10 protein-coding genes are annotated in these 13803 nt (G+C 32.6%); all 10 read left to right on the forward strand.

All coding sequences use genetic code 11. From position 1 onward, the window contains the following. Positions 1-53 precede the first annotated feature (53 nt). The 10 genes from dctP to BUB36_RS09065 all read left to right on the forward strand — a co-directional run bounded on the left by dctP (position 54) and on the right by BUB36_RS09065 (position 13794). Complete coding sequence (dctP, locus tag BUB36_RS09020; protein WP_073149190.1) at positions 54-1082, forward strand: TRAP transporter substrate-binding protein; 1029 nt, start codon at positions 54-56, stop codon at positions 1080-1082. Positions 1083-1142: 60 nt separating this feature from the next. After that, positions 1143-1649, forward strand: a complete 507-nt coding sequence (locus tag BUB36_RS09025) for a TRAP transporter small permease (RefSeq protein WP_073149192.1) — start codon at positions 1143-1145, stop codon at positions 1647-1649. Positions 1650-1674: 25 nt separating this feature from the next. After that, a complete protein-coding gene (locus BUB36_RS09030) occupies positions 1675-2970 on the forward strand; it encodes a TRAP transporter large permease (protein WP_073149194.1) in 1296 nt (431 codons plus the stop codon). Positions 2971-3165: 195 nt separating this feature from the next. Next, positions 3166-5385 (forward strand): DNA helicase PcrA, encoded by a 2220-nt coding sequence (gene pcrA / locus BUB36_RS09035; RefSeq protein ID WP_073149196.1) that lies wholly within the window; start codon positions 3166-3168, stop codon positions 5383-5385. A 96-nt stretch (positions 5386-5481) separates the two neighbouring features. Next, on the forward strand, positions 5482-7485 hold the full coding sequence (ligA, locus tag BUB36_RS09040) for an NAD-dependent DNA ligase LigA (RefSeq protein ID WP_073149198.1): 2004 nt from the start codon (positions 5482-5484) through the stop codon (positions 7483-7485). Between the two features lie 193 nt (positions 7486-7678). Continuing rightward, complete coding sequence (gatC, locus tag BUB36_RS09045; RefSeq protein WP_073149200.1) at positions 7679-7966, forward strand: Asp-tRNA(Asn)/Glu-tRNA(Gln) amidotransferase subunit GatC; 288 nt, start codon at positions 7679-7681, stop codon at positions 7964-7966. A gap of 133 nt (positions 7967-8099) precedes the next feature. Beyond that, positions 8100-9557, forward strand: a complete 1458-nt coding sequence (gene gatA / locus BUB36_RS09050; RefSeq protein ID WP_073149202.1) for an Asp-tRNA(Asn)/Glu-tRNA(Gln) amidotransferase subunit GatA — start codon at positions 8100-8102, stop codon at positions 9555-9557. Beyond that, positions 9557-10981, forward strand: coding sequence for an Asp-tRNA(Asn)/Glu-tRNA(Gln) amidotransferase subunit GatB (gatB, locus tag BUB36_RS09055; RefSeq protein ID WP_073149204.1), 1425 nt, complete (start codon positions 9557-9559; stop codon positions 10979-10981). Before gatA ends, gatB begins: the two co-directional genes overlap by 1 nt. Positions 10982-11670: 689 nt before the next feature. Then, positions 11671-12591, forward strand: coding sequence for an ABC transporter permease (locus BUB36_RS09060; RefSeq protein ID WP_073149206.1), 921 nt, complete (start codon positions 11671-11673; stop codon positions 12589-12591). Positions 12592-12609: 18 nt separating this feature from the next. Further along, positions 12610-13794, forward strand: coding sequence for an ABC transporter permease (locus BUB36_RS09065; protein ID WP_073149208.1), 1185 nt, complete (start codon positions 12610-12612; stop codon positions 13792-13794). Positions 13795-13803: the final 9 nt, after the last annotated feature.

Below are 13803 nucleotides of genomic sequence, written 5' to 3' on the forward strand. Positions count from 1 at the left end.
TACTGTAGGATTTAATTGTAGGTTAGTAGATTGAAAGAAGGGAGACAAAGAAAATGAAAAGGTTTTTATCTATTTTTGTTGCTTTAGTTTTAGTTATAGGTATGTTAAGTGGATGTGGGGCAAAACAAGAAGAAACCCAAACATCTCAAAACCCTGCTAAAGAAAGTGAAAAGACTGAGCCTATTGTATTAAGATTGGCAGATGTTCATAATGATGGCTATCCAACTGTAATAGGGGATAGAGAGTTTGCAAGGCTAGTTGAAGAGAGAACTGATGGAAGAATTAAGGTTGAAGTTTATCCAGGAGGACAATTGGGAGATGAAAAGACTGTTATTGAGCAGGTTCAATTTGGAGCCATTGACTTAACCCGCACTAGCATATCACCTTTGACAGAGTTCCAAAAAAAGCTAAGTGTATTGATGCTGCCTTATATTTATAGAGATAAAGAACATATGTTTAAGGTTTTAGATGGACCAATGGGAGAAGAATTCTTAAATGGTCTAAGTGAAGCAAACATGTTAGGATTATGTTGGTATGATGCAGGTGCTAGAAGCTTTTACAACTCAAAAAAAGAAATCAAAACTGTTGAGGATTTAAAAGGATTAAAGATAAGGGTACAAAAAAGTGAAATAATGCTTGACTTAGTTAAAGCATTAGGAGCGTCACCTACACCAATGGCATTTAGTGAAGTATATAGTGCTATACAAACAGGAGTAATAGATGGAGCAGAAAATAACTGGGCAAGCTATTTAACAACAAGTCATTATGAGGTTGCAAAATATTACACAGTAGATGAGCATACAAGAGTTCCTGAAATGATATTAATGAGTAAAATGACATTTGATAAGTTATCTCCAGAGGATCAAAAAATTATAAAGGAAGCAGCAAAGGAAGCAGCACTTGTTGAAAGAGAAGAGTGGGCAAAGGCTGAAGCAGAAGCAGAAGAAAAAATTGTTGCAAATGGAAATATAGTTACTAGACTTGAGTCTAAGGATGAGTTCCAAAAGGCTGTATCTTCTTTATATGATAAATATGGAGCAGATTACAAAGACTTAATTGAAAAAATTATCAATACTAAGTAACGATTATATAAGGTGAAGAATATATTCTTCACCTTTTTAAAAGGGAAGGTGAAGAAGGTAGTGAGTTTTATAAAAAGAATATTGGATTTTTCAGATAAAATATTTGAATATATTGCTATGACATTTATCGTTTTAATGACATTGATTATTACATTACAGGTAGTCACTAGATATTGCTTTTCTATGACTCCTAGATGGTCGGAAGAGGTTGCACTTATACTTATGGTATGGTTTGGATTTATGGGTATAGCAATAGGAGTAAAAAAAGGAATTCATATAAGTATAGAATATTTTGTTAGCTTATGTCCTCCTTCTATACAGAAGGTTCTTATGAAGATTAATGATATAATAGTAGGTATTTTTGGTTTGATGCTTGTTGTATATGGAATACGATTAGTGAAGGTTACTGGAACATCAACGCTACCTGCCACACAGTGGCCAGGATATATATTGTATTTTATGGTTCCTGTATCAGGAGCAATGATTGTTTGCTATTGTATCGCTAAGCTTTTTGGAATTGAGCCAGATGACAAAATAATTAATCTGAAAAATAAAAACGCAAAGTAATAGGTCTAGGAAATGGGGTGATACTATGATTAACGTAACTGCTATTTGTTTATTGATAGGTTTATTGTTTTTCTTTTTGATTATAAGGGTTCCTATCGCTTTTTCATTAGGTTTATCTACTATGATTACAGCACTATATCTGAAGCTGCCTGCCATGGTTGTTACTCAGCAGATGGTGAAGGGAATAAACTCCTTTTCTTTATTAGCTATTCCTTTCTTTATTTTAGCTGGAGAAATTATGGGAGAAGGAGGAATATCAAAAAGACTCATTGACTTTTCCAATGTAATCGTTGGAAGGCTTCGTGGAGGACTTGCAATGGTAAATGTTCTTGCCAGTATGTTTTTTGGAGGGATATCAGGTTCTTCAGTTGCAGATACTTCTTCCATAGGTTCAATTATGATTCCAATGATGGAAAAACAAGGATATGATAAGGATTATTCAATAAATGTGACTATTACTTCCTCAACTCAAGGAGTTATAATTCCTCCAAGTCATAATGTAATCATATACTCATTGGCAGCTGGAGGCTTATCGGTTGGCAAATTGTTTTTAGGAGGAATGATACCTGGTATTTTTCTAGGTTTAGCCTTAATGGCACTAAGTTATGCTATTGCTGTAAAGAGAAATTATCCAAAAGGTGAAAAAATATCCTTTAGTGAAGCTAAAAAAATAGTTAGAGAAAGTATTTTAGGATTATTTACAGCAGTAATCATAATGGGAGGAGTGATATCTGGAATATTTACAGCGACAGAGTCTTCTGCAATAGCTGCTGTATACGCATTCATTATTACCTTTTTTGTTTATAAGGACATACCTATGAAAAGGATGGGGGTTATATTAAGAAATTCCTTAAAGACTTTGTCTATGGTTATAGCGGTTATTGCTACATCCAGTGCCTTTGGATGGATGATGGCTTATCTCAAAATACCAGCTTTAGTAACAAATTCATTAATTTCATTATCCGATAATAAATATGTAATATTGCTAATTGTTAATCTAATTCTTTTACTATTGGGAATGATTATGGATATGGCTCCCCTGATTTTAATTACAACACCCATATTATTGCCAGTAGTTACAAAAGTAGGAATGGATCCAATACAATTTGGTATTGTAATGATGCTTAACCTTGGTATTGGGCTAATTACCCCTCCTGTTGGTTCAACTTTATTTGTTGGATGTTCCATTGGTGGAGCAAAAATAGAAGATATAGCAAAGTCATTATTTCCTTTTTATGCTCTGATGTTTATTGTGCTTATGATATTAACGTTTATACCTGAAATTACTACATTCTTACCTAATTTAATTATGGGAAAATAAAGATTGGCGATTTTACTGGCGATTTTCTGCCAGTTTTTTTATTTTAATTATTTCACTTGATATCTTCTGGTTATTTTTAGATAATAATACAAGAGGTATAAAAAGAAGGAAAATATACGAACAAACATTTGCATACATTTATGAATTAATATAATATTAGAATTAGGTATCTATAATATTGAAAGGAGTAAAGATATGGATTTATCTACCTTAAATGAAAAACAGAGGGAAGCTGTTGAGAACATCAGGGGACCTCTTCTTATTTTAGCAGGTGCGGGATCAGGAAAAACTAGGGTTTTGACCCATAGAATAGCTTACTTAATAGAAGAAAAGGGTGTATATGAAGGTAATATATTGGCTATAACCTTTACAAATAAGGCTGCTAAAGAGATGAAGGAAAGAGTCGAAGGATTAATAGGGAGTATTGCTTCAAACATGTGGATTAGTACCTTTCACTCAGCCTGTGTAAGGATACTTCGTAGAGATATAGATAAAATAGATTATACTAGAGACTTTGTTATATATGATACTGCCGATCAAAGGACTGTAATTAAGGAATGTCTTAAGGAGCTTAATCTAGATGAAAAATCATACCCTATAAAATATATACAAAGCGTAATTGGTGATGCTAAGGATAAGCTCCTTACACCACAAAAATATAGTGAACTTAACTATAGCGATTTTCGTATGAAGTCACTTTGTGATTTATATGAGTTGTATCAAAAAAAGCTTGTAAGCAACAACGCATTAGACTTTGATGATTTGATACTTAGAACCATTGAACTTTTTGAAAAAAATCCTAAAGTTTTGGATTTTTATCAGAGGAAATTTGAGTACATAATGGTTGATGAGTATCAAGATACAAATAAGGCTCAGTATAAGCTTGTGAGTATGCTTTCAAGAGTACATAGGAATTTATGTGTTGTGGGAGATGATGATCAGTCGATTTATAAATTTAGAGGAGCAGATATCAGAAATATATTAGATTTTGAAAAGGATTTTCATGATGCCAAGGTAATAAAGCTAGAGCAAAATTATCGCAGCACAAAGACTATACTTGAAGCTGCTAATAACGTTATAAAAGAAAACATGGGTAGAAAAAGGAAAAGACTTTGGACAGCCAATGATGAGGGTGAAAAAATAAATTATTACAAAGGTCAAACAGAGCGTGATGAAGCAGATTTTGTAGTTAGGGAGATTGAAAAGAAATCAAAATATGAGAAAAGAAAGTTTTCTGATTTTGCTATTCTCTATAGAACAAATGCTCAGTCCCGTGTGATAGAAGACTCTCTGATGAGAAATAATATACCTTACAGGATATATGGGGGGCTTAAATTCTATGATAGAAAAGAGATAAAGGATATCATAGCCTATTTAAGGGTGATTCAAAATCCTATTGATGATGTAAGCTTATTAAGGGTGATTAATACTCCCAAAAGGGGCATAGGAAACAAAACAATTGAGAGGCTTAAGGAAATAGCTGATCAAAGAGGAGAAAAACTGTTTAATACTATGCTGGATATAAATGAAATCGGCGGTTTCTCAAAAAGGGTAACTGCAGGCATTAATTCTTTTTTAGATGTAGTAACAAAATATATTGTCAATAAAGATGAATTTAAAATAACAGAGATAATAGAAAATGTACTAAAGGAAACAGGATATATAGAAGAATTGAAAAATGAAAACACTGTTGAGGCTACAACAAGGATTGAAAACCTTGGAGAATTTATGTCGGTAGCAATGGAATTCGAAAATAACTCTGAAATTAATACCTTAGAAGAGTTTTTAGGAAGCATATCCCTAAGCTCTGACTTGGATAATCTTGAGGATGATGATAATACAGTAACCCTAATGACCTTACATAGCGCAAAGGGACTAGAATTCCCAGTAGTATTTATGGTGGGAATGGAAGATGGAGTTTTTCCAGGCTCAAGATCCATGGTCGATGATGAGGAATTGGAAGAGGAAAGAAGACTCTGCTATGTGGGGATAACTAGGGCTAAGGAAGAGTTGTATTTAACCCATGCTTCAATGAGAACATTATATGGGAGAACTAATGTTAATCCAGTATCGAGATTCATTGATGATATACCACAGGAGTTATTGGATATTGAGGGTATACTTGGAAGTAGAAGTGAATCTGGATTAGATGTAAATAATCTGAATTCCTTTGCAAACAGTCATATGATAAGCTTAAGAAAGCCTAAGGAACAGAAAATACAAAAAAAGCCTGCAAGTAATGTGAGTTCTTCTGAGATTAAACCAGGAACAAAAGTTCAGCATAAGAAGTTTGGAACTGGAACAATTATAAGTATTGATGGAACTGGAGATAAAGCTGAACTTACCATTGCCTTTGACCAACAAGGAATAAAGAAGCTTATGCTAGGCTTTGCACCGATACAAATAGTGAATTAGTTTAAAGTTCTAAGAAAAAAGACAAAATAGAAGTGACTCAAAAACTTGGAACTTAGAACTTGTAACTTGGAACCTGATATGAAAGGAGATTATCCTATGAATAAAAATGAAGCTAAAGCTAAGCTTGATAAGCTTAGAAGAGAAATAAACCATCATGACTATAGATACTATGTATTAGATGCTCCAGAAATAAGCGATTACCAATACGATATGCTTATAAAGGAACTTATGGATTTAGAGGAGAAGTTTCCCCAATTTAAAACTCCAGATTCTCCTACCCAAAGAGTAGGTGGAGAACCTTTATCAAAATTTGACCAAGTTAACCATACAGTACCTCTTTTGAGTCTAGGTAATTCATATGATGCTGGTGATCTCCTTGATTTTGACAGAAGGATTAAAAAAGAAGCTGGAGAAGCTGTAGAATACGTGGTTGAATACAAGATAGACGGATTATCCGTTGCTCTAAAATATGAAAAGGGAATTTTTATAAGGGGAGCAACTAGGGGAGATGGCATAGTTGGTGAAAATATAACAAAAAATCTTAAAACTATAAAGTCTATTCCATTAAGGCTTCGGGAAGAGGTAGATATTGAAGTAAGGGGAGAAGTTTATATTCCAAAGGAGAAGTTTGCACAGCTTAACAGACGACAGGAAGAAAATGAAGGAACCATTTTTGCCAATCCAAGAAATGCAGCTGCAGGTTCCTTAAGACAGCTTGATCCTAAGATAACAGCATCAAGATCCCTTGATATATTTATTTTCAATATATTAAATATTAATGGGATAGAAATATATAAACATTCTGAGGGATTAGAATATCTTAAAAAATTGGGATTCAAAACTTCGCAATACGAAATTTGCAAAAATATTGAAGAAGTAATAAACCTTTGTGAAAAATGGCAGGAAAAAAGACATGATTTACCCTTTGAGATAGATGGTCTTGTAATCAAGTTAAATGATTTAGCTCAGCGAGAAAGGCTTGGAGCCACAGCTAAAAGTCCAAGATGGGCCATAGCCTTTAAGTTTCCAGCAGAGGAAAAGGAAACAATAGTAAAGGATATAATAGCACAGGTTGGGAGGACAGGAGTTATAACACCAACTGCAATACTTGAACCTGTAAGGGTTGCAGGGTCCGTTGTAAGTAGAGCCACTCTTCATAATCAAGATTTTATAAATGTGAAGGATATAAGGATTGGAGATTCAGTTATAATACATAAGGCAGGAGATGTAATCCCTGAGGTAGTGAGGGTAATTAGTGAAAAGAGAAAAGGAAATGAAAAAAAATACATACTACCTGATAAATGTCCAGAATGTGGAGAAAACACTGTAAGATTAGAGGGAGAGGCTGCTGTAAGGTGTATAAATATTGCATGTCCAGCCCAGTTGAGAAGGGGAATTATCCACTTTGTTTCAAGAGATGCCATGAATATAGATGGTTTAGGTGAAGCATTGGTTACCATGCTTTTAGAGAAAAAGTTTATCAAAGATCCAGGAGATTTATATTATCTAAAGGATAGAGCTGAGGAACTTGCTAATTTAGAGAGAATGGGGAAAAAATCTGTTCAAAATCTTTTAGATGCCATAGAAAAATCTAAGGAAAATGACCTAGGAAGACTTGTAAATGCCCTTGGTATAAGACTTGTTGGCACCAAGGCTGCAAAGCTTCTTGCCCATAGCTTCGGGGATATGGATAAATTAGCTAAGGCAAACGAAGAAGAACTTACGGAAATAGATGAAATTGGTCCTAAAATGGCTGAAAGTATTGTAGCCTTCTTTAAAGATGAAGAAAATAATAAAGTTATAGAAAAACTAAAGGTGGCAGGTGTTAATATGAAGAGCAATAAAAAGCCTGTTGACAATGTAGAGATGAAACTGGAAGGTATGACCTTTGTACTTACTGGTACATTAGAAAGCTATTCCAGAAAGGAAGCAAAGGAAATAATAGAAGCCTTAGGTGGAAAGGTAACAGGAAGTGTAAGTAAAAAAACCTCCTATGTACTAGCAGGTGAGAATCCAGGTTCAAAACTTGATAAGGCAAATAGCTTAGGGGTAAAGGTTATTACGGAAGAAGAATTTAAACAGTTAATAATGAATAATTAATATATAAATGGACAAATTGATTTTGCATGAAACGAATTAAATTTTCGTGATAAACAATAAGGTAACAGAAGCGCACAAAATTTAAACTGAAAAAGCTTTTGTGCGTTCTATATAGTTGAAATAATTAAGGATTTTATACAGCTGGGATAAATGAAGTATAGTTTTACATAATTGTATTTTGGGAGGTTTTATAATGTCTATAGATATTAAAACCATTGACTATATAGCTAACTTAGCTAGATTAGAATTTGATAATAAAGATAAGGAAAAAATTGTAAACCAACTGAAATCTATACTAAAATATATGGATAAGCTAAAGGAAGTAGAAATTGATGGTGTAGAACCTACTTTAAACGGTATTGAGACGAAAAACGTGTTTAGAGATGACGTTATTAAACCTTCCTTAGATAGAGAGAGTATTTTAATGAATGCTTCAGAAAAAAAGAATTGGTGTTTTAGTGTACCTAGAGTAGTAGAATAGCTTGAGGGTATTACTATTGGGTCAAGATTTAGATTAAGGTTAAGATTGAGAAACATGTCAGTTTTTTAATAAGAGATACTGACTATTAGCTTAAACTTCGCACTCAGCACATTTATAAAAGGAGTGTATACCTATGAAGCTTTATGATTTAACTGCCCATGAAATAAGGGATATGCTTAGAAAAAAAGAGGTATCCTGCAGGGAAGTAACAGAAAATATTCTAGATAGAATAGCCAAGGTAGAGCCTTATATATCTTCATATATAACTATAAATGATGAAGGAACACTTTCTATGGCTGATAATATAGATAAATTAATAAAAAATGGAGAGGACTTAGGGGACCTTGCAGGAATACCAATGGCTCTAAAGGATAATATTTGTACCGATGGAATACTAACCACTTGTGGATCAAAAATGCTTCAAAATTTTGTTCCACCATATAATGCAACTTGTGTAGAAAGGTTATATAATGAAAAATCTATTCTAATCGGTAAAACAAATATGGATGAATTTGCCATGGGTTCTTCTACTGAAAACTCGGCATTTAAGCCCACGAGAAATCCTTGGGATCTAAGCAGAGTTCCAGGAGGATCCAGTGGTGGTAGTGCCGCTTCAGTTGCAGCTGGAGAAGCCTTTTTTGCCTTAGGGTCAGATACTGGAGGTTCTATAAGACAACCAGCAGCATTATGTGGACTTGTCGGTTTAAAACCTACCTATGGAATGGTATCGAGATATGGCCTTGTCTCCTATGCATCTTCATTGGATCAAATAGGTACATTGACTAAGGATGTAGAGGACTGTGCTTTAGTGATGAATGTAATTGCAGGATATGATTTTAGGGATTCAACTTCAGTAAGTGGAGTGGCTTTAGATTATAAAGAAGCTTTAATACAGGATGTCAAGGGCTTAAAGATTGGTATACCTAGAGAATATTTTTATGAAGACATAGACATAGATATTAAAAAGGCTGTATATGAAGGTGTAAAAGTATTGTGTGATATGGGAGCAGAATATGAAGAAATGTCTTTACCATATACGGAATATAATCTTGCTACATATTTTATAATAGCCTCGTCGGAATGTAGTTCAAATCTTGCTAGATACGATGGAATAAGATATGGATATAGGGCTTCAGAGTGTAAAAACCTTAACGATGTACTTATTAAAAGCAGAAGTGAAGGTTTTGGTGAAGAAGTAAAAAGAAGGATAATGGCGGGAACATACTCTTTGAGTTTTGGATATTACGATGAGTATTATAAAAGAGCTTTGAAGGTAAGGACATTAATAAAGAACGACTTTGCTAAGGCCTTTGAGAAATATGACGTATTAATAACCCCAACTTCTCCCCATGTTGCATTTAAATTTAATGAAAAGACAAGGGATCCACTTATGATGTATAAGTCAGACATATGTACTGTTGGAATAAATATTGCTGGATTACCAGCTATATCAATATGTTGTGGATTTAAAAACCATCTTCCAATAGGACTTCAGATTATTGGAAGGCATTTTGATGAAAAAACGATACTCAGGGTTGCATATACCTTTGAACAAAATACTAAGTATCATAAAAAAAGAGCGGTGATATAATGTCATATAAAACAATAATTGGACTTGAAATACATGTAGAGCTTAAGACAAATACAAAGATTTTTTGTTCATGTCCAGCTGAATTTGGAGGAGAAGAAAATACCAAGTGCTGTCCAGTTTGCTTAGGACTTCCAGGTTCACTTCCTGTTATAAATAAGAAGGTAATCGAATTTGCAATCAGAGCTGGACTTGCATTGAATTGCAACATCAATGAAAGGAGCCGAATGGATAGAAAGAATTATTTTTATCCAGACTTACCAAAAGCATATCAGATATCTCAATATGAAATACCCTTATGTAAAGAAGGATATATAGAAATTGAAACAGAAAATGGGTCTAAAAAGATTAGAATAAGAAGGATACATATTGAAGAGGACACAGGGAAATCTATTCATCTAGAGGATGGTATTTCATTATTAGATTATAATAGGAGTGGTGTGCCTTTAATTGAGATAGTTACCGAGCCTGATATGAATTCTTCAAAGGAAGTACATAGTTTTTTAGAAAATTTAAAATCCATATTAGAATACATAGATATTTCAGATTGTAAGATGGAGCAAGGCTCACTGAGATGTGACATAAATATAAATGTAAAAAATAAAGATAAGAATATAGAAACAAATATAGTTGAACTTAAAAATTTGAACTCCTTTAAAGCAGCGGTTAGGGCTATAGATTATGAAGAAAAAAGACATATAGATTTATTGGAACATAATAGGAATACTGACAAGGAAACTAGAAGATGGAATGATATTGAAAATAAAACAATGAAGATGAGGAGTAAAGAAAATATAGAGGATTATAGATATTTTCCAGATCCTGATTTAGTATATGTAGTTGTTGATAGAAAATGGATAGATAAAGTTAGGAAGGAATTACCCGAGCTTCCCCGTGAAAAAGTAGAAAGGTTTAAGAGATATTATAATTTATCTGAATATAATGCAAGGATTCTAGCTTCATCAAAAAATATAGCAAAATTTTTTGAAGATACTTGTAATGAAGTAGAGAACAGTAAATTAGTAAGTAATTGGATAATAACGGAAGTTCTTAGAAGAATAAAAGAAGAGGGTATTGAAATAGATAAAATGAAGATAAATCACAAAGACTTTGCTTCATTAATGAGATTTATTATGAATAAAACCATAAGCAATAGCATGGCAAAGAAAATTTTCAGGGAAATGATTATCACAGGAAAAGCTCCACAAGAAATAATTGAAGAAAGAGGGCTAAAGCAAATTACTGACAATGAAACTATAAATGGAATAATACAAGAAGTATTGAAGTCCAATTCAAAATCTATAGAAGATTATAGAAATGGAAAGAAAAAAGCATTAGGCTTCTTAATTGGTCAAGTGATGAAGGAGACTGGAGGGGAAGCCGATCCCCAGATAGTTAATAAGTTAATCAAGGAAGCTTTATCCTAATTGAATCTATAGGATTTAACTAAAAAATGCCATAGATTCTTTTTTTGTATAATAATTCAGGTGAATCTATAAAAAGTTACATAATGACTTTTTAAAAGCTAAATATGTTAATTAAATAATATAATTTAAAGTTAAATAATGGAATTAACTATTTTATGTAAAACATTATGAAAAATATAGTCTGCAATTTATTGAATATATACAAAAATAATTTATTACAATTAAGATAAAAGTTTTACAAAATATGAATAAATAACTGACATTTTTTTATAATCATGATTATATACAAATCATTTAACTTAATAAAATTGTGAAATATCAACCGTTTTATAAAATGTTACAAATATTTAAATTTATTAATATGATCAAAACGTTGAATCTTTAAATAATTTGAGATATGATGAGAATACATAAAAATTTGATTATATATATTTTTTTACATACAATTTTTTGAAAAATCAATTAAATTATAAAAGATTAATTATATAGAATTGTTTTTGGAAATGTTGAATATTTATAAATTGCTATTTAAAGCTAATTATGTAATTTTTGTATTTGGTTAAATTAACCAGTTATGATAGTAAATAAAATTTAATTTATTTAAGGGAGGTGTTTGATACTATTAAGATTTTTAAATATTTGTTTTTTAAATATAGTATTTCAAATTATTTTTGAAAGGAGTGTAAATTTTGCTTAGATTTCTTGTAAACAGGATAGTTTCTTTAATTATCACCTTATTTTTAATTATAACTGTAACCTTCTTTTTAATGCATGCAGTACCAGGTGGACCATTTACACAGGAGAAGAAGCTACCACCTGCAATAGAAGAGGCTTTAAGAGAAAAGTATCATTTAAATGACCCATTATGGAAACAATATATTGATTACGTAGGGGGAGTGCTAAGATTAGACCTAGGACCTTCTTTAGTTTACGAAGGGCGTAGAGTTAACGAATTTATAAAAGAAGGCTTCCCTATTTCTGCAAGAGTGGGGACTTATTCGATTTTATTGATATTGTTATTAGGTATACCTTTTGGAGTAATATCGGCACTTAAGCAAAATAAGTGGCAGGACAACCTTGTAATGTTTGGAGCAACCTTGGGAATTACGATACCTAACTTTGTTATTGCTACGGTTCTTTTATATGTGTTTGCACTTAAATTAGGATGGGTTCCAACCTTCGGTGTAAAGGACCCTAAAGGGTGGATTTTGCCAGCTATAGCATTATCAGGATATTCATTATCCTTTGTGGCTAGATTGACTCGTTCTACTATGCTTGAAGTTCTTCAGCAGGACTATATAAGAACGGCTAGAGCAAAGGGGTTATCCGAAGGAGTAGTTATATTTAAGCATGCTTTAAGAAATGCAATCATACCAGTTGTATCCTATGTTGGACCGTTAATTGCAGGTATATTGACAGGTGGATTCGTAGTAGAGAGAATATTTGCGTTACCTGGAATGGGTAGATATTTTGTTATCAGTATAACAAATAGAGATTATCCTACAATCATGGGTGTTACAATTTTCTTTGCTGCATTTTTAATGATTATGATTTTAATTGTTGATTTACTCTATGGATTGATCGACCCACGTATTAAAGTTACGGATTAAGGAGGGTTTGACTAACTTATGAATAAGACAAATGATGTAAATAATATAAATTTCACTCCTGATTTATGGGAAAAAATTCAGGGAAAAACGAAAAAAGGTGACGAAATAAGCAGGCCAAGTTTGACATATTGGCAGGATGCATGGAGAAGACTTAAGCTAAATAAGGCTTCTATGGGTGGACTATTTACGATTATTCTATTAATTATTATTGCTGTTTTTGGACCACTGGTGTCACCATATACTTATTATGATCAGGACTTAAATTTAGCAAGTATACCCCATAGATTTGAAATATACCAAGTAGATGAAAATAATCATGTTTATTTGCATAAGGCATTAAGGATGTATACAGTTACAGCTAAAGGAGAAGTGTTAGAAAAGCTTACTCCTGTGGAAAATAATGTAATGAAGAAATATCAGGTTTATGAAGTGAATGGTAAAAAAATTACTGTAGATTATAGTTCTAAACCAATTCAGTTAAAATCTGAAGATGGAAATATAATACAGCCATTAAAAAAGGTATGGAATAAGAGGTTTTGGTTTGGTACTGATGAACTTGGTAGAGACCTTTTGATAAGAGTTATCTACGGTGCTCGTATATCACTTTTGATTGGTTTTATAGCAGCAATAGTTAATTTTACTATAGGAGTTTTATACGGCGGTACTTCAGGGTATTTAGGTGGAAGAGCAGATAACATAATGATGCGTATTGTTGATATTATAAATACTATACCATTAGTTTTATATGTTATCCTTATAATGGTAGTTATAGGCTCAGGTCTTAGAAGTATAATCATAACTTTAGGGACTATTTATTGGGTAAATATGGCTCGAATAGTAAGAGGTCAAATTCTGAGTCTTAAGGAACAGGAGTTTGTCTTAGCTGCTAAAACTTTGGGAGCGGATACATGGAGAATACTAGTAAGACATCTCATACCGAATGCAATGGGGCCTATAATTGTTACTATGACTATGATGATTCCAACTGCAATATTTACTGAATCATTCCTTAGCTTTATTGGACTAGGAGTATCAGCACCTATGGCATCATGGGGAACACTTTGCAACGATGCTTTAGGAGGATTGCGATCCTATCCTTATTTACTATTCTTTCCATCATTGGCTATATGTATAACTATGCTTGCTTTTAATTTCTTAGGTGATGGGTTAAGAGATGCACTAGATCCACGTTTACGTAAATAGAAAGGGGTG

Origin of the sequence: Paramaledivibacter caminithermalis DSM 15212 (genome assembly GCF_900142245.1) — a bacterium.
GTDB lineage: Bacteria > Bacillota > Clostridia > Peptostreptococcales > Caminicellaceae > Paramaledivibacter > Paramaledivibacter caminithermalis.

Bases quoted from the DNA above. Each gene is read 5' to 3' on its own strand.
- dctP (WP_073149190.1), top strand. From the start codon at position 54: ATGAAAAGGTTTTTATCTATTTTTGTTGCTTTAGTTTTAGTTATAGGT.
- BUB36_RS09030 (WP_073149194.1), top strand. From the start codon at position 1,675: ATGATTAACGTAACTGCTATTTGTTTATTGATAGGTTTATTGTTTTTC.
- pcrA (WP_073149196.1), top strand. From the start codon at position 3,166: ATGGATTTATCTACCTTAAATGAAAAACAGAGGGAAGCTGTTGAGAAC.
- ligA (WP_073149198.1), top strand. From the start codon at position 5,482: ATGAATAAAAATGAAGCTAAAGCTAAGCTTGATAAGCTTAGAAGAGAA.
- gatC (WP_073149200.1), top strand. From the start codon at position 7,679: ATGTCTATAGATATTAAAACCATTGACTATATAGCTAACTTAGCTAGA.
- gatA (WP_073149202.1), top strand. From the start codon at position 8,100: ATGAAGCTTTATGATTTAACTGCCCATGAAATAAGGGATATGCTTAGA.
- gatB (WP_073149204.1), top strand. From the start codon at position 9,557: ATGTCATATAAAACAATAATTGGACTTGAAATACATGTAGAGCTTAAG.
- BUB36_RS09065 (WP_073149208.1), top strand. From the start codon at position 12,610: ATGAATAAGACAAATGATGTAAATAATATAAATTTCACTCCTGATTTA.